Below are 24,440 nucleotides of genomic sequence, written 5' to 3'. Positions count from 1 at the left end.
GACGAGCTCACCCGGGCAAACTCATCGCCGGATGCCGCGTTCCCCGGCCGATCGGGTCACGACGGCCCGAGGAGGGCGACCGCTTGCAGCGCCAGATGCAGCTCCGCCGACTGCACCGGGTCGGCGGTGTCGCGGCCGGTGAGGTCGCGAATCTTGCGCAGGCGGTAGCGCACCGTATTGCGGTGACAGTGCAGCTGTTCGGCGGCGGCGGCGGTCGATCCGCGGCAGTGATACCAGGCGTCGAGCGCCCCGATCAGATCGTCGCGTTCGGCTGCGGGCAGTCGAAGTACCGGTCCGAGGATCTGGGTCGTGGCACGCCGACTCGCCTCGGGCACCGTGACGAGCAGGTGGGCCACGGGCTCGCTGCCGAACCGGACGACGGTGTGCGCGCCGGGTCGCGCGCTGCGGGCGGCGAGGCGCGCCTCGGTCAGTGCGCCGGGAATGGCGGTCGGGCTGGTGAAGGCCGCGCTGAGGCCGATCCGCCCGTCGACGAGCTGGGCCAGCGCGATGGCGGCCCGTTCGACGGCCACCGGCATCGCCGAGGACAGCAGCCCGGTGTGTGAGTCGATCTGCGAATCCCACACGGATCTGGCGCCGAGATCTCGCAACGCACCGACCAGGCTGCCGGGGAGGGTGGCGCCGGGGTCGGTGGTCTCGATCGACACGACAGCGAACGTGCCGCTCTCGGACAGGCCCAAGGTGCGCAGCGCGGTCAGGGTGTGCGCGGGATTGTCGGAGTGGTCGTCGAAAAGCGTGCGGACCAAACGGTTCTGGGATTGCGCGTCGACATGCGCGAGCATGATCTCGGTCTCGCGGTAGGCCTCGACCGCCGCGTCGGAGAACGAGTCGATCAGTTCCCACAGTGCGGTGGCGAGGTCGTGCAGGCGCGGATCGCCCGGACCGGTGGACCGGGCCGTGAGTTCCTCCCAGAGCAATCGACCGCCGAGCCGGAAGGCGTGCAGCAGCGCGGCGATCGGGACCCCGCGCTCGGCCTTGAGTCGCCCGACCGCGCGCGCGGTGTGCAGCCGCGTCGGCTGGTCTCCGGACAGGGCGGTGATGATCGCCGTGAGGTTGTCCAGGCACGCCTGCTGGAGTTCCTCGGCCGTGAGCAGCCCCGGATCGGCGTAGGAACGGTCCGCGGCGGCGATGCGACCCACCAACTCCTCGGCCAGCTGCTCGACCGAGTCGAGCAGCTGTGCGGCCGGCTCGAAGGTCGACGTGGCGGTGGTCGGCGGTGGTGCGGTCACCCCTCGATGTTAGGTGACACGACATGATCCACGCCACCATAGATTTGTGCACGGGCACATCAAGTGAATCGACCAGCGGAGTCGACAGCGGCCGTACTCGGGATCGATGGCCAGAGCGCGCGGACCTCGACATGAGTCGCATCACGTCGTCGTTGTGCCCGCGCACAACCGAGGCGGGGGTCGATCCGCAACGAGCGCACATGGTGCGCGCCGGGTCGGCGGCGAGAGAATCGATCCATCTCGTCCGCTGCGCCGTGGACCGTACCGAACAGTTGTGGAGGATCGTCAGTGGTCACCAAGAAGGCAGAGTCCGCCCGTGCCGCGGTGGATATCGCGTTGTCCGAACTCGCCGAAGGCGAGAAGAAGTGGGCGGCCACCTCGCTGCCCGGCAGGCGCGCACTGCTGGATCGGGTGCGTGAGCTCACCGGGCGGCACGGTCAGGAGTGGGTCGACGCCGCCGTCGGCATCAAGGGTCTCGACGCCTCCTCGCCGTTGGTCGGTGAGGAGTGGATCTCGGGACCGTATGTGATGGCCGCCGCACTCGGCGCGCTGGCGAAGACGCTCGATGTCCTCGCTCGCGGCGAAAGCCCGCTCCACAACGCCTCTTTCGGTAGCGCGGGCGACCGGACCACCGTCGATGTGCTGCCCGCGAGCCCGTTCGACGCGCTGCTGCTCAACGGATTCAGCGCCGAGGTGTGGTTGCAGCGCGGCGTCAGCAGTGCCGCCGCGAAGGCGAATGCCGGTCTGGCCCAATTGGACCCGAGCCGAACGCAGGGGATCGGCGCGGTGCTCGGCGCGGGCAACATCACCTCGATCGCGCCGTTGGACGTCCTCTACGAACTCATCGCGCACAACCGGGTGGTCGCGCTCAAGCTCAATCCGATCACCGATCCGATGCTGCCGGTGTTCACCAAGATCCTGGCCCCGCTGATCGAGCTCGGCGCGGTGCGGCTGCTCACCGGTGGCGCCGAGGTGGGCGGCTATCTGGTCGACAACGATCTCGTCGACCACGTGCACATGACCGGCAGCGCGCGCACCCACGACGCGATCGTCTGGGGCGCCGATGCCGAGGCGGCCGAGCGGAGGCTGGCGGGCAGACCGAAGCTCGACAAGCCGGTCACCAGCGAGCTCGGCGGCGTGTCGCCGACGATCGTGCTGCCGGGCGACTGGAGCGCGGCCGATATCGGCTACCAGGCCGAGCACGTCGCCACCCAGCGCCTGCACAACGGCGGCTACAACTGCGTCGCCGCCCAGGCTCTGATCATCTCCGCCGATTGGGCGCAGAAGGACCAGTTCCTCGCCGCGCTGCGCGACGCGCTCGCGAAGGCGCCCGCCCGTCGCGCGTACTACCCGGGCAGCGACGATCGCGTGGCGCGGGCCTTCGAGTCCTATCCCGGGGCCGAGCGGCTCGGACCGAGCGGTGAGCGGCTGCTGGTCACCGGGGTCGCGCCGTCGCCGGTCGAGCCGCTGCTGGCCGAGGAATACTTCGCGCCGGTACTCGGCGTGGTCGAATTGCCCGGAACCGGCGCGGAATTCACCTACGCGGCGGCTCGCGCCGCGAACGAGGCGTTCGTCGGCACGCTCGGCGTCAACGTGATCGCCGCGCCCGCCACGATCTCCGAGCTCGGTACGGCCTTCGACGAAATGATCGAGGATCTGCGCTACGGCACGGTGGCGATCAACGCGTGGACCGGCGTCGGCTACCTGACGCCGACCGCGTCGTGGGGCGCCTTCCCCGGCCACACCGTCGACGACGTGCAGAGCGGCATCGGCGTCGTCCACAACGCGTGGTTGATCGACCGGGTGGAACGCACCGTCGTGCGCGGCCCGTTCCGTCCCGCGCCGCGGTCGCTGCTGCGCGGCGAACTCGCGATCTCGCCGAAGCCGCCGTGGTTCGTGGGCAACAAGACCGCCGCGAGTACGGGCAGATTGCTCGCCGGGTTCGGCGCCGACCCCGGCTGGCTGCGCCTGCCCCAGATCTTCGCTTCCGCCCTGCGCGGCTGAGCCCGACTTCCTTGGAGAATCAGATGAACAACAGCATCGCCGACTACGTCGTCGTCGGCACCGGTTCCTCGGGCGCGGTGCTCGCCGCACGGCTCAGCGAGCGCTCGGCCACCAGCGTCATCGCCCTGGAAGCCGGTCCCGAGGACAAGAATCAGGCCGTCCACATTCCGGCGGCGTTCTCCAAGCTGTTCCAGACCGACCTCGACTGGAACTACCTGACCACCCCGCAGTCCGAACTCGGTGAGCGCCAGATCTTCTGGCCGCGCGGCAAGATGCTCGGTGGGTCCTCGTCGATGAACGCGATGATGTGGGTCCGCGGTTTCGCGGCCGACTACGACGAGTGGGCGCGCGCCGCCGGGCCGGACTGGTCGTTCGCGAACGTGGTCGAGTACTTCCGGCGCATCGAGTCCGTCGAGGACGCCACCGAACCCGACGAGGGTCGCTCCGGACCGCTGCGGATCTCGCACCAGCGCAGCGCGCGCCGGTGGACCGACGACTTCCTCGCCGCGGCCGAGCACGCCGGTTTCAAGCGGGAGCGCGCGAATCTGCCCCAGCCCGAAGGTTTCACGCAAACCATGGTGAGTCAGAAACGCGGCGCCCGGTGGAGCACCGCGGATGCCTATCTGAAGCCGGCGCGCAAGCGTTCGAATCTGACCGTGCTCACCGGCGCGCAGGCGACGCGGATCCTGTTCGAGGGCACCCGGGCTGTCGGCGTCGAATACCGCAAGGACGGCATCACCCAGATCGTGCGCGCGAGTAAGGAAGTGGTGCTGTGTGGTGGGGCGATCAACAGCCCGCAGCTGCTGCAGCTCTCCGGTGTCGGTGACCGGGAAGAGCTCGGCCGCCACGGCATTCCGGTGGTGCACCACCTGCCCGAGGTCGGCCGCAACCTCACCGATCACCTCATCTCGCTGCTCGGCTTCGCCGTCGACTCCGACACGCTGTTCGACGCGGAGAAGCCGTGGGAGTTGCTCAACTACCTCGCCCGCCGCAAGGGCATGCTCACGTCCAATGTCGGTGAGGCGTACGGCTTCGTGCGCAGCAGCCCCGAACTCGAACTGCCGGATCTCGAGATCATCTTCGGGCCCGCACCGTTCTACGACGAGGGGATCGGCGTCGCGCCCGGCCACGGGATCGCGGTGGGCCCGATCCTGCTCCAGCCGCGCAGCCGCGGCACGGTGACCCTGGCCTCTGCCGACCCGACGGCCAAGGCGCTCATCGACCCCAGGTACCTGTCCGACCCCGACGGCGCCGACCGCGCCGCGCTGCTCGCCGGCCTGCGGATCTCCCACCGCATCGCGACCGCCGAGCCACTGGGCTCCCGAATCGGCGGATTCCTCCGGCCCAGACGCGAGCAGTCGACGCTCGCGGAAACCCTCGAGGAGGCCCTGACTTGGCAATCTCACACTCTTTACCACCCCGCCAGCACTTGTCGGATGGGTACCGACGCAGCCAGTGTCGTCACCCCTGACCTGAAGATCCGCGGCCTCGATGGTCTGCGCGTGGCCGACGCCTCGGTGATGCCGACCATCATCCGCGGCCACACCCACGCGCCGTCGGTGGTAATCGGTGAGAGGGCAGCCGATCTCCTCCGCTGAAACCGCCGTCGCTCAGAGGGCGAACGTCAGGGTGTCCGGTCGAAGGTAGTCGCCGGGATCGGAGAGGAAACGCAAGGTCGGGCGCCCCTGCGCGGGAATGCGTTCCAGCTCGCCGCGCAACGTGTGCTCATAGGTGTCGCCACGCGCGGTGAAGCCGGGAAGCCAGTTGTCGTGATGGCTGGGCACGAACATCGCCGGTCTGATCGCCTCGATGTACTGGCGCACATCCCGTAAACCGTTGAGCGGCTGGTTGAAACCCTGGATGGCGCCCAGTTGCACGTCACTGCCGGGCAGTGCTCTCAGAACGTCGAACACCTCGGGTGCGGCCTCTGTGAGCGGCCCGGCGGAGTCGTGCCAGGTGAGGGTGAAGCCACCCACCCGGAACTGGTAGAGCAGACTGCCGCCTTCCTGATCGGACAGCGAGGACCCGAGTGCGACGAGATCGCACAGTTGCGGCGGGTTCGCGATCGAATCACGAATGTCGGGGACCGGAAAGAACGGCGCGGAACCCTCGCCGCTGCGGTCGGGAGGTTTCGGTCCCGAGTGCACATGCCGGACCGCTGTCACCTCGACCGGTCCGACCGAATGGTGATAGGTCTGGCCGAGCGCCGACGTAGCGTCACCGAGCACTACGGTGCGCAGGGCCGTCGCCCCGACCTGGCGCTGGACCTGGGCACAGTGCTCGGCCGTGCCGAACAGCACCGCGCCGGAGGCCTGCGCCAGAGCTGCCGCGTCACCGGCGTGGTCGAAGTGCCCGTGTCCGAGGAAGATCGCCTCAGGGCGAAGCTCGGCCACCTGCGCCACGGTGGTCGGGACGTATCCGCTGTGGGCGCCACGGGGAACCCACGCGTCGAGCAGGACCACGGTCCCGCCCAGTGCCGCGGCGAAACTCGTGCATCCGAACCAGGACAGGATCACTCGATCGCCGCGGACCGCGCCGGTCGCCGGATCGACGTTGTCAGCGCCGAAGAAGCGGGTGCGCGCGGCGATCATGCGCTCGCCCGGATCCGCGAGGGCCCGGCCCGCTGTCGCGACCAGCCCGGCGGCGATCGCGCCGCCGAGGAGAGTGCGCCGGGCGAGGGGGCGCGGACTGTGTGAGAACTCTGACACGTGGTCATCCTGACAGCTGTCGGAAACGGGCACCGGCCTTCGGTCGGATACTAAATAGTATTCGATACCTTATAGTATCCACATGGTAGAGAAGTCCCCTCCGATCAGCCGCCGTCGCCAAGAGACCCGTCGGCGACTGATCGACGCCGCGCTCGACGTCTTCGCTGAACGCGGCTTCGGCAGCAGCACGGTGGATCAGGTGTGCGAACGAGCCCAGTTCACCAAGGGCGCCTTCTACTCCAACTTCGCGGCGTTGGACGAACTGTTCCTCGCCGCGTGGGAACAGCGCTCGGCGCAGATGCTGGCCGCTGTCGAGGCGTTGGTCGCCGATCGGGTGTGCGCACGGGTCTCATCGACGCGCGACGTCGTCGAGCAGGTGCTCGAAACGATTCCCGTCGACGACAAGTGGTATCGCCTCACGGCCGAATTCACCGCTCACGCCCTGCGCAACCCGTCGCTCAAGCGGGTGGTGGCCGCACGTGAGGAGACCATCCTCGCGACGCTGATGCCCCTGCTCGAGCTGCTCGTCGCGCAGTTGGGGCGCGAAATCACCGACGCCGCGGCGTTCGGTTCCGCCTTGGTCGCCGTGCACGACGGCACGACCGTGCAATGCCTCATCGATTCCGATACCGACGCCGCGCGAGCCCGTCGGACCGATCTGTTCGTCCTGCTCGTCGAGCACCACACCAGGGAGATCCGTTCATGACCGACACCTTCGAACCCGATGTCATCGTGGTCGGCGCCGGCCTGGCCGGCCTGGTCGCCACCCACGAGCTGGCCGCCGCGGGGCGCCGGGTGCTGGTCCTCGACCAGGAGAACCGCGACAACTTGGGCGGGCAGGCGTTCTGGTCTCTCGGTGGACTGTTCCTGGTCGACAGCCCCGAGCAACGCCGCATGGGCATCAAGGATTCCTACGAACTCGCACTACAGGATTGGCTGGGTTCGGCGGCCTTCGACCGGCTCGACGGCGAGGACATCTGGCCGCGCCGGTGGGCGGAGGCGTATGTCCGTTTCGCGGCGACCGAGAAGCGTCGATACCTGCACGACCTCGGGCTGCGGTTGGTGCCGTTGGTGGGGTGGGCGGAGCGAGGCTCCGGGTCGGCCACCGGTCACGGCAACTCGGTGCCTCGGTTCCACCTCACCTGGGGGACCGGTCCGGAGGTCGTTCGGGTGTTTCGCGAACCCGTCGAACGCGCCGAGCAGGCCGGGCTCGTTCGTTTCGCCTTTCGGCATCAGGTCGACGAGCTCCTCGTCGAGGGTGAAGCCTGCGTCGGCGTCCGTGGCGCCATCCTGGAAAGCAGCGCCACGGCACGCGGCGTCGCATCGTCGCGATCCGAGGCCGGATCTTTCGAATACCGCGCACCGGCCGTCATCGTCACCTCCGGGGGTATCGGCCACAACCACGACCTGATTCGGAAGAACTGGCCGACCGATCGGCTCGGCGCCGCGCCGAAGCACCTGATCTCGGGGGTCCCCGCGCATGTGGACGGACGGATGCTCGCGATCAGTGAGCAGGCCGGGGCAAGCATCGTCAATCGCGACCGTCTGTGGGCCTACACCGAAGGCATCCACAACTGGGATCCGGTCTGGCCCGACCACGCGATCCGGATCATCCCCGGTCCGTCGTCGTTGTGGTTCGACGCGACCGGACAGCGCATGCCCGCACCACATTTCCCCGGTTTCGACAGCCTCGCCACGATGAAGCAGATCCTGGCGACGGGGCACGACTACTCCTGGTTCGTGCTCACCCAAACCATCATCGAAAAAGAGTTCGCGCTGTCGGGATCCGAACAGAACCCCGACATCACCGGCAAGAGCATTCGCCAAGTCCTCAGCAATCGTCTCGCCAAGGGCGCGCCGGGACCGGTGGAGAAGTTCAAGCAGAACGGGCAGGACTTCGTGGTGGCCGATACCCTCGCCGAACTCGTCGAAGGCATGAACAAGTTGGCCCGAGGGCCGCAACTGGACGCTGCCGACATAGAACGTCAGATCGTGGCCCGCGATCGCGAACTGGACAATCCCTTCAGCAAAGACCTTCAACTGATGGCGATCGAGAACGCCCGCCGATCACGCAGCGACCGACTGGCACGGGTCGCCGCACCGCATCGGATTCTGGACCCGGCGCACGGCCCGCTCATCGCTGTCCGCCTCAATATCCTGACCCGAAAGACCCTGGGCGGTATCGAAACCGACCTCGACAGCCAGGTGCTCCGCCCCGACGGCACGCCACTGACAGGGCTCTACGCCGCCGGCGAGGTAGCGGGCTTCGGCGGGGGCGGTGTCCACGGTTACAACGCACTCGAAGGCACGTTCCTGGGCGGATGCATCTTCTCCGGCCGCGCGGCCGGTCGCGCACTCGCCCGAAAATCGGTCTGAGCGTGCGCCGACCCGCTCCGCGGCTTCCGTCCCACTCCTCCACGGAACCGTTGCATGGCGCCTTTTTGCTCGACACCGACTCGGGTCCCCTCCACGTCGGAATCGCCGGGTCTGAACACGCGTCAACTCTGGTGCTGCTGCACGGATTCGGGTCGTCGCTACGCTGGTGGGACGCGATAACCCCGCTGCTCGCCGACCGATTCCGCGTCGTCAGCATGGACTTGCTCGGCCACGGCAGGTCGGCGAAGCCGGCTGCTGGCTACCATCCCAGCGACCATGCGCGCGCGGTGGCCCAGGTCATCGACCGGCTCGGAATCGGCGAGGACATTACGGTTGTCGGGCACTCCATGGGCGCCGATGTCGCCATCGCTCTGGCGGAAAGCTCCGCGCTGGTCCGCCGCGTGGTCGTCATCGGCGAGGGCCCCGACTACAGCACGTTCTTGCCGGGGAGGGCGACGAGACTGCTACGTGTTCCGGTGCTCGGCCACGCACTACGCCGACACCCACCCGCGTCCGCGGTCCGGCTCGGATATTCCCGCGCGTTCGCCCCAGGATTCGGTCAGCGCACCGCCTTCGCGGACCCCGATCAAATTCTCCACGACGACCGAGCCGTGGAGTTCGCCGCGTTTCGCCACTGCCAGCTCGGAAAGGAGTCGTACACCGCGACCTGCCCCCTGGACCAGCGCCTTCGGATGCTCGGGTTGACGACGCTGGTGATCTTCGGGGCGCGCGATCGCATGTGGAATTCGGAGACGTCCGTCCGCCGCTACCGCGCGGTCTCCGGTGCGCGGGTCGAGGTCATCGACCGAGCCGGCCACTCACCCCAGCTGGAGACGCCCGGCCAAGTCGCGCGATTGATCGGAGAGTTCGCCGACGCTGACCACTGACCTGTGAATGCAACACTGGGAACACATACTGTTGCTTGCGTTGCTTTGGTGCCGACGAACACGACGACCGGACCGCACAGCGGGTTCTCGACGCCGCGGTCTCGGAGATCGCCGCGTCGGGGATGGGCAAGCTCAAGATCGACCCGGTCGCCCGTCGAGCGGGGGTGAACCGGGCGACGATCTATCGCCGTTTCGGTGACCTCGACGGCTTGATCGAGGCGGTGACCATGCGTGAAGGTCGCCGCATGGCCGCGACGGTGGCCGAGGCCGTGGCCGGTCGCACCGATCACCGTGAGCGTGCGGTGGAGGCGTTCGTGGCGTGTCTGCGGATGGCGCGGGAGCATCCGGTGATCGCGCGGGTCGCCGCACTCGAGCCGCAGGCGCTGATCGAGGCGGGGCTGGCCGACGACGCGGCGTTGCTGTCGCTGGGCGGTGCGGTCGTCGCCGAACAGTTACGCGCGGCCCGATCCGACGGGCTGGCAACACATCTGGATCCCGACGAGGCCGGGCGCACCGTCGCGATGCTGTTCGCCGCGTGCGTGGTGCTGCCGACCAAGCACGGTGTCGATCTGCGCACCGACGAATCGGTGCGCGCGTACGCGCGCCGCACCCTGATCCCCATGATCTTCGGGCCCGACGCAGCGGCTCGGCAGTGAGAGGAACGATCCCGATGAGCAACCACAACGACGTGGTACCCCACCAGGACTACGGATTCTTCGGCCCGGATTCGGTGGCCTGGAGAGTGTTCCGGTACCCGACCACACTGTCGGTGGCGTTCCAGCGCACCGCGGTGACAGAGATGTTCGAACCGTTCCTGATGGCCTCGGTCGCCGATACCGGCGCGGTCTTGAACCGCCCCGATATAGATGCGCGCCTACTACGCACGCATGAAGCCGGTTCTGGCCGCGCGGGTCGTGACCCAGGAGCATGTGGACCATCTCCTCGACGGGGCCAGGCTGATGGTGCCGCGGCGTCGGGGAATGTGCCCGCTCGCTGAGGTCAACCGGGTGCTGTTTCGGTGCACTCGACCGCAGCGTCTCCGCGCAACGATTCATCGTCGCGACCAACAGCCCGCACACCGCACCGGTGGTGAACCCGATCCTGTGTGATGTGGCGCCGAAGAACCCGGTCGTGCGGACCCCGGAGCAGGCGCGCGCCGAATTCGGTGTGCCGACCCCGGCCGAGCAGTACGCGGCCATCCGCGCCGCCCGCGGTGCTGCCGAGCTGCCCGACCACGCAGACCGGGACGGCGCCGAACCTCTACTCAGCTTCCACTGACCGCCGACGGGGTCGGGAAATGCCGCGGAAGAATGTGCGGATGTCGTCGGCGAGCAGTTCTGCCTCCTCCATCGCGGGGAAGTGACCGCCCTCGGTGAACTCGCTCCAGTGGTCGACCGCCTTCCATGGGTCCAACGCACGGCGCATGAGCGGGTGGGTGTCGAACACGGCCCATCCGGACGGCACGCCGGAGGCCATGACCCAGTCGAGTCCGGAGTGCTCGCCCTCGTAGTAGAACTGCGCGCTCGACGCACCGCTGCGGGTGAACCAGTACAGGCTGATGTTGGTGAGGAGCTGGTCGCGGTCGACCGACTCGTCCGGCGTCCGGAAGGCGCCGCCGGTCCCGGTCTTGAACTTCTCGGCGATCCACGCGAGCTGACCGACCGGCGAGTCGGTCAGCGCCGCGCCGATCGTGTCGGGCCGGTGGTTCTGCATCTCGAGGTATCCGCGCTCGGCCGCGTCCTCGGTGCGCACTGCCTCGATCTGGGCGATCTCGTCCTCGGACAGATCCTCGGGGTAAGGGAACTTGTCGCCGACCAACCCGAGCCATCGGGGGTCGGCCCCGATGTGCGTGCCGATGACGCGCTCCGGGTAGAGCGCCGCGAGGCGACCGGTGGTGCCCGAACCGATATCGGTGCCGTGGGCCGCGAACCTCTCGTAGCCCAGACGCGTCATGATCTCGGCATAGGCCTCCGTCGTCCGCGCCAGCTCCCAGCCGGTCCCGGACAGCGGAGTGGAGAACCCGAAGCCGGGCAGCGCCGGGATTACCACGTGGAACTCGTCGGTCAGCAGCGGGACGAGTCGCTGGTACTCGACGAACGAGCCCGGCCAGCCGTGGTTCAGGATCAGCGGGGTGGCCTGCGGGTTTGCCGATCGCGCGTGGACGACGTGGAACGTCTGGCCGTCGACGACTGTCGTGAACTGTTCGTACTCGTTGAGCTTCGCTTCCTGCGCACGCCAGTCGAACCCGTCGCGCCAGTACTCGGCGAGCTCCTGCAGATACCCCAGCGGAATGCCCCTGCTGAAGTCGGTGCGATCGTCACGGCCCGGCACGGGGATCGGCCAGCGCGTGCGTGCCAGCCGGTCGCGCAGGTCGTCGACGTCGGCCTGCGGGATGTCGATGCGGAACGGTGTGAGTGCGTTGTTCTCGGTCATGACATCCACGTTCCCGGGTAATGCGGCAGGTTAGCTTCCGCAATTGCTGAAATGATCGAGAACATGTTGGAGACCTCGGCCCGCCTGCTCGAACTGCTGTCGTTGCTCCAGCTCAAACGCGACTGGACGAGCTCCGAGCTCGCCGGTCGGCTCGATGTGAGCACCAGGACCGTGCGCGCCGATATCGGCAAATTGCGCTCGCTCGGCTATCCCGTGAACGCGCGCCCCGGCGTCGCCGGCGGATACCGGCTGGCCGCCGGCACGGCGATGCCCCCGCTCCTTCTCGACGACGACGAGGCGGTTGCCGTGGCGGTCGGACTTGGTGCGGTCGCGACCCAGCGGCTCGGAGTCGAGGAGACCTCGCTCACCGCGCTCGCGAAGCTGGAACAAGTGCTGCCCTCGCGCCTGCGTCGGCGCGTCGAGGCGGTCCGCGAGGCGACGAGCGTCGTGCCAGGGGCTGAGCCGCCGCTCGATCTCTCGGTTCTCGGCGCGGTCGCCGCCGCGATCCGCGGCCACGAACGGCTCCGGTTCGGATATACCAAGTACGGGGGCGGCGAAGGCGCCCGCCACACCGAACCGCAACGGCTGGTGAGCTGGGGGCCGTTCTGGTACCTGCTCGCGTGGGATATCGACCGGGACGACTGGCGGGTCTTCCGTGTCGACCGCATGGTTCCGCGCGCACCGACGGGTGCGCGGTTCCCGCCGCGGGTGATCCCGGCCGACGATGTCGTCGCCTACGTCGTCGGACGCGTCAGCAAAGCGGGCTGGAAGTACCGCGCCCGGGTACTCGTGCACGCTCCCGCCGCCGAGGTCGCCGCGACGATCACCATCCCGGTCGATATCGAGGCGGTCGACGAGTCCACGTGCCGTGTCGAGCTGGGTTCCGACGACCCGGACCGGCTCGCGCTGTGGCTGACACAGCTCGACGTCGACATCGAGGTGATCGACGGAGACGAACTCGCCATTGCCTTCGATCGCCTCGCGACGAGATTGCGTCGCGCGGCCGGCGCCGGCCCTTACCTTGTCGGCGAAAAAGGCGCAGAATGATGTGCGTATACCGGCTTCAAGGTTTGCGACCGGTGGGCACTGAATGCCTGCCGGGCACCATCGGGGCGTGCATCCTCCGTGATGGCAGTGTTCTACTGCATCGCCCCCCGAGCGTCACACCATGCTGAACGCCGGGCGCGGCGAAGGCTGCCTGTAGCGAATGCGAGCCCCCTCCGCCGGCTCGGCGTGACTACTAGTTGGGAAACGCCATGTCAGAGGAGAACAAAGCTACAGCCAAGCGCATTTTCGACGCGTGGAACGAGCGAGACCTCGATGTATTCGACGAGCTGATGTCCGCCGACGCCATCGACCACGATCCGCAGAATCCGTTCGCCGAGGTCCATGGTCCCGACGGCATCAAACGGCTCGTGCAGATGTACCTCGCCGCTTTCTCGGATCAACGATTCCTTGTCAACGAACAAATCGCCGAAGGCGACTTCGTCACTACCCGCTGGACGGGAACAGGAACCAATGACGGCGAAATGATGGGTATGCCCGCCACCGGCAAATCGGCAGTCGTTCAAGGAATTACGATCAATCGTTTCCGCGACGGCAAGATCGTCGAGAGTTGGGCGACCTGGGACACGCTCGGGATGATGCAGCAACTCGGAGTCGTCCCGTCGGCACACTCTGCGACAACCTGACCCGTGACAGGGCGCTGAGCCGCAGTCGGAGGATAGTCCGCAACCGTCTCCATAGCCCGGTGCGCTGGACTCGCGGGTGTTCCCTAGGCGAGGAAGGCGCTGATTTCCGCTGCTGTCTCTGCCGGACGTTCGAGGTGTACCAGATGCCCGGTATCGGGTAGGTCTACGCGGCGAACGTCGGGAACCATCGCCGCGACGATCTCGGCGATGACGCGAAAGTCCTCCACATCGTCGGCGCCGGTGATCAGTAGCACCGGCATGGCCAGATCTGGCAAGCACTCGATGTGGGGTCGCGCCAGTGGTATCTCTCGATCGGCGTCCACCCAGACGCGGCAGGCATCCGTGGCGATGGTGGCCCGCAGTTGGGCGGCCATCCCCGGATCGCGGCGGGTAGTGGTGAACAACGGGTGGTGGAACCACATGTCCCTGACACGTTCGAGGTCTCCAGTGCGGGCAGCCCGGCTCAACTCGAGCCAGTGCGCCCGCCACCTGTCCGACCAGTCCCAGTCGGCAAGTCCTGGACTGATCAGCACCAGGCGATCGACCCGATCCGGATAGGTGAGTGCGAAGTCGACAGCGATCCTGCCCCCCATGGAGGCACCGGTCAGCGAGGTCCGCTCGATGCCCAGTCCGTCGAGCAGTGCGGCCAAGTCGTCGGCATGACGAAACTCTGCGGTAGTTCGGTCCTCTGATGCGCCACAGCCGCGGAGGTCATACCGCACGCAGTGGTGTGTCGCCGTGAGCTGTGGCCACAGCGGGTCCCAAGTCGAATGATCTCCCCCCGCTCCGGGTACTAGGACATGCGGTGGGCCTTCCCCGGTGACTTCGGCCCATAGTTCCACGCCCGACGCCGCTGTGATCCGATGTACTTCCGGCACGGCATCTCCCCTGACGTAATCCTCGTGGATTCGCAATCTCGTTGTCCCGCAAACTGATCAGAGGCGGGCGACCTTCAAGACTGACAAGCGATCGTCGCACAACTGCGCGGGGCTCGCGTCAGTGCGCCATTTTGAGCCCGACCACACCGGCAACGATCATCACCAGGAACACGGCCTTCACTACCGAGAACGCCTCCGCACCGGTGACCATGGCATAGGTGACGGTCAGGACCGCGCCGATCCCCACCCAGACCGCGTACGCGGTGCCGAGGGGGAGATCGCGCATGGCCAGCGCCAGCCCGGCCATGCTGGCTGCCAGGGCAACACCGAACACCACGGTCGGGACGATTCGGGTGAACCCTTCGGTCCGACCCAGCGCGGTGGCCCACACTGCTTCCAGCACACCGGAGATGACGAGCAGAATCCATGACATGACGAGCCTCCTGTGGCCGTCTTGTCGCGTTCCGGGTACGGCTACCCTCGTCCGGGAGCTCTGTTCGGGCTCATTGCCAAGCTGTCACACCGGCAATCTCTTGGCAAGCGGGTGGTGGGTGAAGTCACCACCGGCCGCGACAGCTCAGCCAGGCACGGGCGTTCTGCGTCTGAGGGGCGCAGGACACGATCGTTCCGGTTCAGAAGGTCCCGATCCCTCAACCGACGCCGAGCACACTGAGCAACCGCTCCACTAAGCGGTCGATGGCCGGACTACGGCAAGATCGACGAGTGGAGAAAGCCTACGGAGCTGCACGCAACTCGCCAGTGAAGGACCTGATCGACCAAACCGATCGTGAGTTCTTTGCGTTGTTCGCCAAGAGGCCGGGGATGTACATCGGTTACACCGATCTGCGTGGAGTCGTTACCTACATCGAGGGCTACGACATGGCGTCCCGCCGAAATGGCGGACGGTGCCTCGACGGGTGGCGCGAATGGCTGATGGATCACCACCACAGGGTCGGTTCGAACCTGGTCTGGTGGGCGCAGATCAAGCAGATCGCGCTGCCCGACTGGGACTTCACGACGCCACTCGGTACGGATCAGGAGGAACACGTCCTCGCGGTCCTGTTCGAACTGCTTGACGCCTTCCTCGCCGAACGCGAGTCCGCACAGCCACACGACTGACCACAGGAGGCCGCAGGTGTTGACAAACGGTCGTTTTCCGAACACCCGCCATCGGCACGTGCTCAAGGAACTGTTTGCTCACCGGCGATGTCCAGCCGCAGTCGTCGTGGCCTCGGTTCGGTTGGGCGAGGTTTTGGATGAGTTGTCAGGACCTGTGTAGGTGCGCCGAGACTGTGGCGTCGTGTTCGAGGATGTGGTCGATGGTGTCCCAGTACAGCGAAAGCCATGGGTGCTGGCGGGCTTGGTCGGGTTCGAGCTTCTGGCCGTAGAACGCGGTGTTCGGCGCGACGGACGCTGCGGGGACCAACGAGCAGGTATTGCTGGTATGGCCTTCGGCGGGGCCGACGCGGCAACCGAACGTCACCCGGTCCGAGCTGGGATTGTTCACCGGATCGTCCGGGTCCCAGCAGTTGTCGAAGATGACGTCGATGTAGGCCTCGTGGGTGCCATGGTGGTGCAGGCACGAGGCGTAATAGATCGCGTAGGCGCCGTTTTCGGTGTTGATGAACCCGTTCACGCGGTCGTAGGGAGTGTCGCAGCATTCGCAGACAGCGCTGTCGATATTACGTTCGGGGTCGATCATCAGTTGCACCTGTTGATTCTGACCGCCCGGCGATGCTCGACGTCAGTCAGGTCTACTCCTCGGAAAAGGAGTGTCGACCAGGAGGTAATGGACAGTCGGGGTCGGCTCTACGTCCGCGCGGATTTGCGTTCGGCGAGGAAGGTACCGAGTAGATCGAACAGCACGGTGAGGACGTGTGTCTGCTGTTCGGTGGTAGGAGTCCCCGCAAGTCCCAGTCCGGGAAGGCGATGTGGTTGATCTGTGCCCGCACCGGCGCGACGCCGTGTCGTAGCCCTCGATGTAGGTGACTTCTCCGCGCAGATCGGTGTAGCCGATGTACATCCCGGTCTTCTGGCATGATGCAATCCCAGGGTGATGAAGATCTGGCAGTACTCCTACTTCGAGTTGGCCAGCACTATCGTGTCGGCAGCCGAACTGACAATCTGCTTGGGAGTCGAGCCGGATCATCTCGAGGTCAAGGGAACTACGAACGCACCAGGTCGGGTTCGTAGGCTTCATACCTGGCGAATCAGCGACGATCGCGAGGGTGCGGTCGACGAGCAGCTTGAGCGGCTGATCGACAGGCTCGAGCCCGGCCGCACCCAATTGATAGCACTGGCAAGCGATGCCGATATCTGGTCACGCATGCAGGTGGTGCGGTACTACCACGATCCCGACGGGGTGCACTACGCCCCCGCTGGCACACCGAGCGATCAGGTAAGCGAATGGCCCCGCCCACTGGGATGGCATTTGTCGGTACCGACCCTGGAGTTTTTATCCTTGACCGCAACCAGTTTCGACGTCGACGAGTTCGACCTTAGCCCGGACGAGGAAGACACCGATTCAAGCCAGCGATGAGCACGGGACCCAACATCCTGAAATGCCGCATATCGCGCGGTCGGGAACGTCCGCTTCTGCCGACTACCGCGCATCATGGTGTCGCCGGAGCCGATCCATGATCGGTATGGATTAGTTGAATTGTGGTGTTGAGGTAGAGGTGTGGGCGGAACATTTGAGCGTAGGGGCGGTGCGGTTTGCGCGGCCCACGGCACGGCTCGATGATGTGATCGCGTTCTACCGCGAGGATCTGGGATTGGCGGTGCTGGTGCAGTGGTATGACCACGACGGGTACGACGGGGTTGTGTTCGGACTGCCAGGGGCGGGGGTGCAACTGGAGATTACCCAACATGGGGCACCGCCAGTGATTCCACCGCCTCATCCGGAGAACCAACTGGTGCTGTATTTGCCAGGGGAGCAGGCACTACGGGCTGTGGTAGATCGGCTAGCCGGACGCGGTCACCAACCGGTCGCACCCGCAAATCCATATTGGGCACGAGGCGGCGCGGTGCTGTTCGCCGATCCGGACGGTTGGCTCGTGGTCCTGATGCCGCAGGTGTTCGGCAAGCAGACCAGGGCCGGGTAGAGCAGCATCAGAAAGGTCGGAATTGGACCGAGGACTCTGAGAAGAACATCCGCATCTGCCGCATACGGTGCTGACCGACCCGGCCAGCGCGGAGCCACGGAAGGGCAAGCAGCCGGGCCGACGACCGGCCGACGCCTGCAACCGCCGAATGGCATGAGCCCGTGGGCGGTCAGAATTCCAACTGGGCATCGAGTCGAGCGATGATCGCGCGAAGCTCGCGCGCGCTGCGGGGTGACATCGCTGAGATCACGATGTCGAGCAGGTCGCGGGCCTCCACCGGACTGCCACAACAGAAGTCGTGCACATCCCCGAACTCGTAGTAATGCCGCAGCTCGCGGGTCGGACGGCGAACGTGGTTCTTCCACAAACGAACTGCCTTGCCGACATCCCCTGTCCGCAGGTAGTTCCGGGTGCGCTCGAGGCGAGCGATCTCGTAACTCGCTGACGACGACAGTCCGTCGATAGCGGAGGCGGCACCCTGAGGTCGGGGCTTCAACGCAGCGGCGGCCCGGACCTCGCATGGGCGGTTACGCGGCATTGGCCTTTCGTCTGGAGATCATGTCGAACATGATGCCACGATACTAACTCTGGCGAACATACTCAATTGCCGCTGGACGCGCGGTCACGAACGTTCGCATCTGCCGATGACCGAGCGGGTTGTCGCCCAGGCGATCCGCTCAGCTATCTGCAGGAAACCGGTGCTCGATCGCGTGACGAGCCGTCGTCCAGGCCTTTTCGAATTCCTCGGCCGTTATTTGTTCGAGGGCACTGGCCTCGATATCCCAATCGTCGGCGCTACCCTCCGCGAGCACACCGTATTTGCGTTCGTACACCTGAACCGCAGCGAGTCCGCCGTGGTCTCGTGCATATGTCACCTCCGCGAGCGACGCGGCCGTGACCGGCTCACCGTCAGCGCCTCGCAGATCGACGTGCCGGTTCGGCCAGCCATCGTCATCGAGTTCGATCAGGAGCCAGATGCCCTCATCTGCGTAGAAGTCGCGAATCCACCTCATCCGACCAGTATTGCGGCTGTCGGCCACCAACAAGCAAACGCACTCGATGCCGCATATCGCGCGGTCGTGAACGTCCGCATCTCCGGAGATCCGCGCAGCTATGAGGGTTCGCGCCGGATGAGGGGGCGGAGGAACTGCCGGGTGGTGACCCGATTGTGTTGAGCGCTGCTACCGTCTCTCGGTGGGTGAAATGTACCGTTCGGTCGGTTTGGCGGCGTGGAAGGTGGCGTGCGCGGTGGCCGTGAGCGTGGCCGTCGTGTTGTGTGTCAGTGGTTGTGCTGCTTTTCAGTCGGCGTCCCGTGCTGCAGGCACTGTGTTGGGCTTGGACGCGTACTACGGGCAATCCGTTGATTGGGTCCCCTGCGGGGACGGAAGAACCGGCGAGTGGTTCGCCGACACTTGGGCCGGCGTGGAATGTGGGCAGGTGAGTGCACCACTGGACTACCGAAACGTGCAGCAACATTGGTCTTCCGGTGACCAAACCGTACGTCTCGCGGTGGCCCGCCGCCCCGCCACCCAGGACAAGACCGGCACGCTGCTCGTGATCAGCGGCGGCCCCGGCGGGACCGGATTGGATTTGATCGAGGCCGCCTACCCGCCAGAAGTGCTCGCCCACTTCGACGTCGTCGCCTATGACCCGCGAGGAGTAGGCCGGTCAACGCCACTGATTCAGTGCGCCGGCGGATTGGACCCCGACCTCGACCTCAGCGCAGCGGACACCGAGGCGGTCGAGGCAGCCGAGCGCACCGAGGTCGAGGCCTGCATGGCCGACACAGGCCTCGATGTGCTGCGCCACACCGGTTCCGACGAGGCGACCAACGATGTCGATCTCCTGCGTGCAGTGCTGGGGGAGGAGCGAATCAACTTGCTCGCCTACTCCTACGGCACCCAGATCGCGGCGATGTACGCGCTGCGCTTTCCTGGCAACTATCGCACCGCGATCCTGGACGGCGTTGTCGACATCGCAGAACGGCCGAACGATATGCGCCTGGGGCAGGAACGCGGCTATCAGGCCACGTTCACCCGACTGGCCGCGTTCTGCGCCGGCGAATATCGGCGGGGCGGCGCCGAGTGCCCGCTGGGTATCGATCCGGCAACCGCCGAGGCGACCTTCCAGCAGCTGCTGCGCGACGCCGACGCGCGCCCCGCACACGTGCGCGGGGGCTCGCCGGTGACGGCCATCGACGTTCTCGACGCAAGCTATACCGGGTTGCTGTGGCCGTCAGCATGGAAGCCGTATCTGGCTGCGCTGCAGGCGTTTCGGCTCGGTGACGGCACTGCGGTGCGCCGCTTGGCTGATTTTCAGGACAGCGAAGGCACCAACGCGATCACCGCCATCACATGCACCGACACTGCGGACCCGACCACCGATCGCGCGGCCAGACAGCACGACGCGGCAGCAAGATACGACGCGGCGACCTATGACAACTACGAACCTCGTCCGACCGAGTTTCCGTTGGAAGACTGCGACTTATGGCCGTTCGAAGGCAAAGTCATTCCTGGCGAGCTCCTCCCTGTGGTGCCGGCGAGGGCGGACTCCGCGGCACGGCTGCTGTTCGTCGGGACCCGCCACGACCCGACAACCCCGCTCGGGAATGCCGAACGGATGGCCGAGTACATGACCAGCCCCCTGCTCGTTCGTGAGGGCGACGGTCACGTCGTCGTCTTCGGCGACGAGAACGACTGCATCGACGCCGAAGTCATCCGCTACCTAGATGATCCGGACTCCGTGCGGGACAAGACGTGTGCGTGAGCGCCCGACAGCGATCGGCCGCAGGCCCCGCTCGGTTCGGGCGCACCATGATCGACTTTATTCGGGAGGGGAGGCCCCGGCTGGTTGACTCCGATCCCGGAAGAAGGCCGAAGTAACAGCTGGCAGGGCCAGTTCGTTTCGCATCGTGTGGAGAAACCCCTCGAACGCGCGGCGGGTGGGGTCGGCCATTTGTCGCCAACCGTCGACGGACACGGTGTGTTCTTGTGCTCGTTCGTATAGGTCCGTCATCGCGTGCTCGACTCTCGTCGCAGCTTCGACAACCGATGCCGACCCATGCATCCACACAGTGATGAAGGCAGCGTCAGACGCTTGAAATCCATCGGCCTTCGCTCGGGCGAGAGTCTCCGTGAAGGTTTCACTCGCGCGGTCGGCGAGAGCGATGGCACGGATCAGCCCGTATGAGGACTGGAACTCTTCCGCGTATCGTTGATAGCTGGCGGTCTTCTGATCTCGACGCCACCTTGTGGACTCGGCGTGGGAATCCCAGAAACGACCGATCACGATGCCTAGGACGCCTGCAATGGCAGCCAATGTTGCTGGAATCATGGAACTTTCACCCTCCCCGGTAGTCTCCCGTGCCGGGTGAGCGTATCTCGCGGTAGATCGCGTTGCTGGGTCCTGCTGCCGCTTCACATCAGGGCCGTAAGCCCCGTCCCGGCTGGCAGTCGTAACACACCAGGCCGTACACCATTGCCAGTCCGGCCACGAACTCCGACACCTCCCCTCGCGTCCCCATTGGATATGAATTGTCAGAGTCGGGCCGTCCGCGTACCCAGTGCTGGAACTCGACCAAGGACTGCCCTCCTCTTCGACGTCCGGCCAACGACGTCGAAGCGCGGGGATGAACTCAGCGATCTTGGGCCTCGGCGGTCGGGATCTTCGCCACGGAGGTATCGCCCGTCCACGAGATCGCCCGTGCGGAGAAGTACCTCATCGAGATGCGCGGCATCACTCGGCCGTTCGCCTTCCCCGGTCCTCGTGTCATAGCTCACCCACCGGATCCTTCCCTGACCCACCGACAACAGAGCCACAGCTGCACGTCGGCCTCTTCATTGCGATTCCGTTCAGCAATTCACCTGGGGCTTCTCGCTTGAACACATTGCATAGATGACGGGCTACTGGCCATGGTTGCGTGTCCTGAGGCTTCGGGCTTCTCTCCAAGCAAGATCGACGTGTGGTGGGCGTTGGTGACCGCAATCGAGCTCGGTGCGTGATCGATCGCGGACAGTGCTGCCGTAGCGGGCTGCTGGCCATACGACGAAGCCCTCGTCCAGCCACGACACAAGGAAGTGCCCGTTGTCCTTGCCGATCACGCTTTCGGAGTAGTCGGCATCTGCGAAATCAAAGGTGAGTTCATCGCCCGGGTTCATCCAGTAGTCCTCGCCCTGCGGTTCGAGCCAAACCACGAGTGTCTTGTCTGAGTGAGGGTTGGACAACATGAGCTTAGGCACCGCAAAAGCCTAGGTCACGCCACCGCCATGGCCCCCGCGACCACCGGTCGCGATACAACCAACCTCTCCACAGACAGCGCGGCGGGCACCGATCTCGACGAAGAGTTCCGACTGCAGCAAGAACCGCTGAATCCGTGGATGATGCCGCCATCTGATACCCGAAAAATCAGCCCTGGCTGGCGCTGCAATGCGCTGAGATCTCCAGGCGGCCCCCCGGTGTCGGATCCGGACGGATCACCCCGTAGCGCAGCGAGTGGAGTCAGATGTGGTGGCAGGTTGCTGTCGTCGATTCCGTGCGGATCATCCGGTCTGAGGTGACAGCTCGCACGGGTCACGCCGAGGTGGAATGGCGGTTCCGATGCAGGAACTCCGTGCCTGTTCTTGCCTGGTCGTAGCCCCTGGTGGACCGCATCGGGGGAATATTCGACACCGTCACTCGTGTTGTGGATCGAGGGTAAATCGTAGAAAAATCGTAGAAAGCGAGGGTGGACCCCGAAGATGACCAGGTCAGCGGTGGTATAGGCTTTGTCGGTCATGAAGTCGGCTTATTCGGGTCCGGTCAACGGTGCGCCCAAGACGGTCTACCTCGATCACGCGGCGACCACTCCGATGTTGCCCGCCGCCGTCGAGGCGATGACGGCTGCCCTCGGGGCGGTCGGCAACGCGTCGTCGCTGCACGGGTCGGGGCGGGCGGCTCGGCGGTCGTTGGAAGAGGCGCGCGAGTCCATCGCTGCTGATCTGGGTGCTCGACCGTCCGAAGTGATCTTCACTTCCGGGGGCACCGAGAGCGACAATCTTGCCGTCAAGGGGATCTTCTGGGGGCGTCGGGCGGCTGATCCTCGGCGCACCAGGATCGTCACCAGCTCGGTCGAGCATCACGCGGTGCTCGATGCCGTCGAGTGGCTGGAGAAGCACGAGGGCGCGCAGGTCAGCTGGCTGCCGGTCGACGCCGAGGGGGTCGTCTCGCCGCAGGTGCTGCGCGAGGTGCTCGCCGCGCATGCCGACGAGGTGGCGCTGGTCAGTGTGATGTGGGCCAACAACGAAGTCGGCACCATCGAGCCGATAACCGAATTGGCCGCTGTCGCACAGGAATTCGATATCCCGATGCACAGCGACGCCATTCAGGCGGTGACCCAGATCCCGGTCGACTTCGCCGCCGGCGGGTTGGCCGCGCTCAGCGTGGCCGGGCACAAGGTCGGCGGTCCGCACGGAATCGGTGTGCTGCTGCTGGGCCGCAGTGTGCCGTGTGTGCCGCTGGTCCACGGCGGCGGACACGAACGCGACCTGCGCTCGGGTACCTCCGATGTGGCCGCGGCGATCGGGATGGCCGCCGCGCTGCGCGATGCCGTCGGTGAGCTGCCCGCGCGCACCGAGCGGTTGCGGGTGCTGCGCGACAAGTTGATCACCGGTGTCCAGGAGGCTGTGGCCGACGCCGTGCTCAACGGTCCGGCCGAACGACTGCCCGGTAACGCCCACTTCACGTTCCCCGGTTGCGAGGGTGACTCGCTGCTGATGCTGCTCGACGCCGCCGGTATCGAGTGCTCGACCGGTTCGGCCTGCAACGCGGGGGTCGCCTCGCCCAGTCACGTGCTGATCGCGATGGGTGTGCAACCGTGGCAGGCGCGCAGTTCGCTGCGCTTCACCCTCGGTCACACGTCGACCGAGGCCGATGTCGAAACACTGTTGACCGTGCTGCCGCAGGTCATCGATCGAGCCAGGGCCGCGGGCCTGGCCGGCGCTAGAGGAGGTGTCAGATGAGAGTTCTCGCCGCGATGAGTGGTGGTGTCGATTCGGCGGTGGCCGCGGCGCGGGCCGTGGACGCGGGCCACGAGGTGGTCGGGGTGCATCTGGCGCTGTCGGCGAACCCGGGCACGCTGCGTACCGGGTCGCGCGGTTGTTGCTCCAAGGAGGACGCCGGTGACGCGCGACGCGCCGCCGACGTGCTCGGAATCCCGTTCTACGTCTGGGATTTCGCCGACCGCTTCAAGGAAGACGTGATCGACGATTTCGTCGCCGCCTACGCCGCGGGGGAGACCCCGAACCCGTGCCTGCGCTGCAACGAGAAGATCAAGTTCTCCGCGCTGGCCGACCGCGCGCAGGCCCTCGGCTTCGATGCGGTGGTCACCGGCCACTACGCCCGGCTCGACGAGGGCGTGCTGCGTCGCGCCGTCGACGCCGACAAGGATCAGTCCTACGTGCTGGCGGTGCTCACCGCCGAGCAGCTCGCGCGGGCGATGTTCCCGGTCGGTGACACCCCGAAGCCGCGGATCCGCGAGGAAGCCGCCGAGCGCGGGCTGGCAGTGGCCAACAAGCCCGACAGCCACGACATCTGCTTCATCCCCTCCGGCGATACCCGCGCGTTCCTCGGCGCCAAGATCGGCATCCGGCCCGGCGCTCTGGTCGATTCCGACGGCACGGTGCTCGGCAATCACGAGGGTGTGCACGGATTCACCGTCGGCCAGCGCAAGGGCCTCGGCCTGAGCCACACCGCCGCCGACGGCAAGCCCCGCTACGTCACCGGGATCGACCCAGATTCGGGCACCGTCAAGGTCGGTTCGGTCGAGGATCTGCAGGTCGACGTCATCACCGCCGACCGCGCGATCTGGACCTCCGGCGTTCGCCCCACCGCGTCGGTCGAATGCGTCGTGCAGGTTCGCGCGCACGGTGGGACCGCGCCCGCCGTCGTCGAACCCGAGGGTGACGGCTTCGTAGCCAGGCTGGGCGAGCCGCTCACCGGCGTCGCGAAGGGCCAGGCCATCGTGCTGTACCTGCCCGATGACGAGGGCGGCGACACCGTGATCGGCAGCGGCACCATCAACGGCACCGACCGCACCGCGGGCATCGCGTCCGATTCGTCGGCGGCCTCGGCCTGAT

At 66.4% G+C, this 24,440-nt stretch carries 26 protein-coding genes and 1 riboswitch; of the genes, 17 read left to right on the top strand and 9 right to left on the bottom strand.

Features of this window, described 5'->3' with window-relative positions; genetic code table 11:
* Nucleotides 1-56 precede the first annotated feature (56 nt).
* Nucleotides 57-1,247, bottom strand: coding sequence for a PucR family transcriptional regulator (locus tag OHS03_RS20480; RefSeq protein WP_328656274.1), 1,191 nt, complete (start codon nt 1,245-1,247; stop codon nt 57-59).
* A gap of 288 nt (nt 1,248-1,535) precedes the next feature.
* On the opposite strand from OHS03_RS20480, the gene OHS03_RS20475 reads away from it, so the two are divergent.
* Both OHS03_RS20475 and OHS03_RS20470 read left to right on the top strand, forming a co-directional pair.
* Entirely contained in the window at nt 1,536-3,251 is a 1,716-nt protein-coding gene (locus OHS03_RS20475; RefSeq protein ID WP_328656272.1) for an aldehyde dehydrogenase family protein, read from the top strand.
* A 23-nt stretch (nt 3,252-3,274) separates the two neighbouring features.
* Nucleotides 3,275-4,849, top strand: a complete 1,575-nt coding sequence (locus OHS03_RS20470) for a GMC family oxidoreductase (protein WP_328656269.1) — start codon at nt 3,275-3,277, stop codon at nt 4,847-4,849.
* Between the two features lie 12 nt (nt 4,850-4,861).
* On the opposite strand, the gene OHS03_RS20465 is transcribed toward OHS03_RS20470, so the two are convergent.
* Complete coding sequence (locus OHS03_RS20465) at nt 4,862-5,959, bottom strand: MBL fold metallo-hydrolase (protein WP_328656267.1); 1,098 nt, start codon at nt 5,957-5,959, stop codon at nt 4,862-4,864.
* An 82-nt stretch (nt 5,960-6,041) separates the two neighbouring features.
* Here OHS03_RS20465 and OHS03_RS20460 point away from each other — a divergent pair, with 82 nt between their 5' ends.
* The 6 genes from OHS03_RS20460 to OHS03_RS20435 all read left to right on the top strand — a co-directional run bounded on the left by OHS03_RS20460 (nt 6,042) and on the right by OHS03_RS20435 (nt 10,500).
* On the top strand, nt 6,042-6,665 hold the full coding sequence (locus OHS03_RS20460) for a TetR/AcrR family transcriptional regulator (protein ID WP_063004197.1): 624 nt from the start codon (nt 6,042-6,044) through the stop codon (nt 6,663-6,665).
* The gene (locus OHS03_RS20455) at nt 6,662-8,335 is read left to right on the top strand and encodes an FAD-binding dehydrogenase (protein ID WP_328656266.1); all 1,674 of its coding nucleotides are present in this window, start codon (nt 6,662-6,664) and stop codon (nt 8,333-8,335) included. Before OHS03_RS20460 ends, OHS03_RS20455 begins: the two co-directional genes overlap by 4 nt.
* Before the next feature lie 65 nt (nt 8,336-8,400).
* The gene (locus OHS03_RS20450; RefSeq protein ID WP_328656263.1) at nt 8,401-9,222 is read left to right on the top strand and encodes an alpha/beta fold hydrolase; all 822 of its coding nucleotides are present in this window, start codon (nt 8,401-8,403) and stop codon (nt 9,220-9,222) included.
* Between the two features lie 35 nt (nt 9,223-9,257).
* Entirely contained in the window at nt 9,258-9,878 is a 621-nt protein-coding gene (locus OHS03_RS20445; protein WP_328656261.1) for a TetR/AcrR family transcriptional regulator, read from the top strand.
* Between the two features lie 14 nt (nt 9,879-9,892).
* Entirely contained in the window at nt 9,893-10,219 is a 327-nt protein-coding gene (locus tag OHS03_RS20440) for an oxygenase MpaB family protein (protein WP_328656258.1), read from the top strand.
* Nucleotides 10,220-10,308: 89 nt separating this feature from the next.
* Entirely contained in the window at nt 10,309-10,500 is a 192-nt protein-coding gene (locus OHS03_RS20435) for a hypothetical protein (RefSeq protein WP_328656257.1), read from the top strand.
* Here the strand turns inward: OHS03_RS20435 and OHS03_RS20430 are convergent.
* Nucleotides 10,483-11,655, bottom strand: a complete 1,173-nt coding sequence (locus OHS03_RS20430) for an epoxide hydrolase family protein (RefSeq protein WP_328656255.1) — start codon at nt 11,653-11,655, stop codon at nt 10,483-10,485. The genes OHS03_RS20435 and OHS03_RS20430 overlap by 18 nt on opposite strands.
* A gap of 63 nt (nt 11,656-11,718) precedes the next feature.
* On the opposite strand from OHS03_RS20430, the gene OHS03_RS20425 reads away from it, so the two are divergent.
* Nucleotides 11,719-12,702 (top strand): helix-turn-helix transcriptional regulator, encoded by a 984-nt coding sequence (locus OHS03_RS20425; protein WP_328664333.1) that lies wholly within the window; start codon nt 11,719-11,721, stop codon nt 12,700-12,702.
* 209 nt (nt 12,703-12,911) lie between these two features.
* Nucleotides 12,912-13,346, top strand: coding sequence for an ester cyclase (locus tag OHS03_RS20420; protein WP_062986846.1), 435 nt, complete (start codon nt 12,912-12,914; stop codon nt 13,344-13,346).
* A gap of 83 nt (nt 13,347-13,429) precedes the next feature.
* On the opposite strand, the gene OHS03_RS20415 is transcribed toward OHS03_RS20420, so the two are convergent.
* Together OHS03_RS20415 and OHS03_RS20410 are read right to left on the bottom strand one after the other, a co-directional pair.
* A complete protein-coding gene (locus OHS03_RS20415; protein WP_328664331.1) occupies nt 13,430-14,188 on the bottom strand; it encodes an alpha/beta fold hydrolase in 759 nt (252 codons plus the stop codon).
* Nucleotides 14,189-14,342: 154 nt separating this feature from the next.
* Nucleotides 14,343-14,657, bottom strand: a complete 315-nt coding sequence (locus OHS03_RS20410; protein ID WP_056812172.1) for a DMT family transporter — start codon at nt 14,655-14,657, stop codon at nt 14,343-14,345.
* 10 nt (nt 14,658-14,667) lie between these two features.
* A riboswitch (guanidine-III (ykkC-III) riboswitch) is annotated at nt 14,668-14,732 on the bottom strand.
* A 314-nt stretch (nt 14,733-15,046) separates the two neighbouring features.
* On the opposite strand from OHS03_RS20410, the gene OHS03_RS20405 reads away from it, so the two are divergent.
* The gene (locus OHS03_RS20405) at nt 15,047-15,343 is read left to right on the top strand and encodes a hypothetical protein (RefSeq protein WP_328656253.1); all 297 of its coding nucleotides are present in this window, start codon (nt 15,047-15,049) and stop codon (nt 15,341-15,343) included.
* Between the two features lie 145 nt (nt 15,344-15,488).
* Here OHS03_RS20405 and OHS03_RS20400 read toward each other — a convergent pair whose 3' ends face one another.
* Nucleotides 15,489-15,935, bottom strand: a complete 447-nt coding sequence (locus OHS03_RS20400; protein ID WP_328656251.1) for a hypothetical protein — start codon at nt 15,933-15,935, stop codon at nt 15,489-15,491.
* Between the two features lie 345 nt (nt 15,936-16,280).
* Between OHS03_RS20400 and OHS03_RS20395 the strand changes: the two genes are divergently transcribed.
* Together OHS03_RS20395 and OHS03_RS20390 are read left to right on the top strand one after the other, a co-directional pair.
* Nucleotides 16,281-16,763 (top strand): DUF4279 domain-containing protein, encoded by a 483-nt coding sequence (locus OHS03_RS20395; RefSeq protein WP_328664330.1) that lies wholly within the window; start codon nt 16,281-16,283, stop codon nt 16,761-16,763.
* Nucleotides 16,764-16,932: 169 nt separating this feature from the next.
* Entirely contained in the window at nt 16,933-17,328 is a 396-nt protein-coding gene (locus OHS03_RS20390) for a VOC family protein (protein ID WP_328656249.1), read from the top strand.
* 169 nt (nt 17,329-17,497) lie between these two features.
* On the opposite strand, the gene OHS03_RS20385 is transcribed toward OHS03_RS20390, so the two are convergent.
* A complete protein-coding gene (locus OHS03_RS20385; protein WP_328656247.1) occupies nt 17,498-17,824 on the bottom strand; it encodes a hypothetical protein in 327 nt (108 codons plus the stop codon).
* A 148-nt stretch (nt 17,825-17,972) separates the two neighbouring features.
* Here OHS03_RS20385 and OHS03_RS20380 point away from each other — a divergent pair, with 148 nt between their 5' ends.
* On the top strand, nt 17,973-18,503 hold the full coding sequence (locus OHS03_RS20380) for a hypothetical protein (protein ID WP_328656245.1): 531 nt from the start codon (nt 17,973-17,975) through the stop codon (nt 18,501-18,503).
* Nucleotides 18,504-18,663: 160 nt separating this feature from the next.
* On the top strand, nt 18,664-20,094 hold the full coding sequence (locus tag OHS03_RS20375; protein ID WP_328656243.1) for an alpha/beta fold hydrolase: 1,431 nt from the start codon (nt 18,664-18,666) through the stop codon (nt 20,092-20,094).
* A 57-nt stretch (nt 20,095-20,151) separates the two neighbouring features.
* Here OHS03_RS20375 and OHS03_RS20370 read toward each other — a convergent pair whose 3' ends face one another.
* Both OHS03_RS20370 and OHS03_RS20365 read right to left on the bottom strand, forming a co-directional pair.
* Complete coding sequence (locus OHS03_RS20370) at nt 20,152-20,661, bottom strand: hypothetical protein (protein WP_328656241.1); 510 nt, start codon at nt 20,659-20,661, stop codon at nt 20,152-20,154.
* 569 nt (nt 20,662-21,230) lie between these two features.
* A complete protein-coding gene (locus OHS03_RS20365; protein WP_328656239.1) occupies nt 21,231-21,566 on the bottom strand; it encodes a hypothetical protein in 336 nt (111 codons plus the stop codon).
* A 534-nt stretch (nt 21,567-22,100) separates the two neighbouring features.
* On the opposite strand from OHS03_RS20365, the gene OHS03_RS20360 reads away from it, so the two are divergent.
* Together OHS03_RS20360 and mnmA are read left to right on the top strand one after the other, a co-directional pair.
* Nucleotides 22,101-23,324, top strand: a complete 1,224-nt coding sequence (locus tag OHS03_RS20360; RefSeq protein ID WP_328656238.1) for a cysteine desulfurase family protein — start codon at nt 22,101-22,103, stop codon at nt 23,322-23,324.
* Nucleotides 23,321-24,439: a tRNA 2-thiouridine(34) synthase MnmA gene (mnmA, locus tag OHS03_RS20355; RefSeq protein WP_328656236.1), complete on the top strand. Its 1,119-nt coding sequence runs from the start codon at nt 23,321-23,323 to the stop codon at nt 24,437-24,439. Before OHS03_RS20360 ends, mnmA begins: the two co-directional genes overlap by 4 nt.
* Nucleotide 24,440: the final 1 nt, after the last annotated feature.

The sequence above is a fragment of the Nocardia salmonicida genome (genome assembly GCF_036142455.1).
GTDB lineage: Bacteria > Actinomycetota > Actinomycetes > Mycobacteriales > Mycobacteriaceae > Nocardia > Nocardia salmonicida.
The sequence above is the reverse complement of the archived record's forward strand: the minus strand, read 5'-3'. Positions and strand labels throughout refer to the sequence as shown.

Excerpts from the sequence above, each read along its gene's own strand:
- OHS03_RS20470 (WP_328656269.1), top strand. The coding sequence starts at position 3,275 with ATGAACAACAGCATCGCCGACTACGTCGTCGTCGGCACCGGTTCCTCG.
- OHS03_RS20460 (WP_063004197.1), top strand. The coding sequence starts at position 6,042 with ATGGTAGAGAAGTCCCCTCCGATCAGCCGCCGTCGCCAAGAGACCCGT.
- OHS03_RS20455 (WP_328656266.1), top strand. The coding sequence starts at position 6,662 with ATGACCGACACCTTCGAACCCGATGTCATCGTGGTCGGCGCCGGCCTG.
- OHS03_RS20440 (WP_328656258.1), top strand. The coding sequence starts at position 9,893 with ATGAGCAACCACAACGACGTGGTACCCCACCAGGACTACGGATTCTTC.
- OHS03_RS20430 (WP_328656255.1), bottom strand. The coding sequence starts at position 11,655 with ATGACCGAGAACAACGCACTCACACCGTTCCGCATCGACATCCCGCAG.
- OHS03_RS20425 (WP_328664333.1), top strand. The coding sequence starts at position 11,719 with ATGTTGGAGACCTCGGCCCGCCTGCTCGAACTGCTGTCGTTGCTCCAG.
- OHS03_RS20420 (WP_062986846.1), top strand. The coding sequence starts at position 12,912 with ATGTCAGAGGAGAACAAAGCTACAGCCAAGCGCATTTTCGACGCGTGG.
- OHS03_RS20410 (WP_056812172.1), bottom strand. The coding sequence starts at position 14,657 with ATGTCATGGATTCTGCTCGTCATCTCCGGTGTGCTGGAAGCAGTGTGG.
- OHS03_RS20405 (WP_328656253.1), top strand. The coding sequence starts at position 15,047 with ATGTACATCGGTTACACCGATCTGCGTGGAGTCGTTACCTACATCGAG.
- OHS03_RS20395 (WP_328664330.1), top strand. The coding sequence starts at position 16,281 with ATGAAGATCTGGCAGTACTCCTACTTCGAGTTGGCCAGCACTATCGTG.
- OHS03_RS20380 (WP_328656245.1), top strand. The coding sequence starts at position 17,973 with ATGACCGAGCGGGTTGTCGCCCAGGCGATCCGCTCAGCTATCTGCAGG.
- OHS03_RS20370 (WP_328656241.1), bottom strand. The coding sequence starts at position 20,661 with ATGATTCCAGCAACATTGGCTGCCATTGCAGGCGTCCTAGGCATCGTG.
- OHS03_RS20360 (WP_328656238.1), top strand. The coding sequence starts at position 22,101 with ATGAAGTCGGCTTATTCGGGTCCGGTCAACGGTGCGCCCAAGACGGTC.
- mnmA (WP_328656236.1), top strand. The coding sequence starts at position 23,321 with ATGAGAGTTCTCGCCGCGATGAGTGGTGGTGTCGATTCGGCGGTGGCC.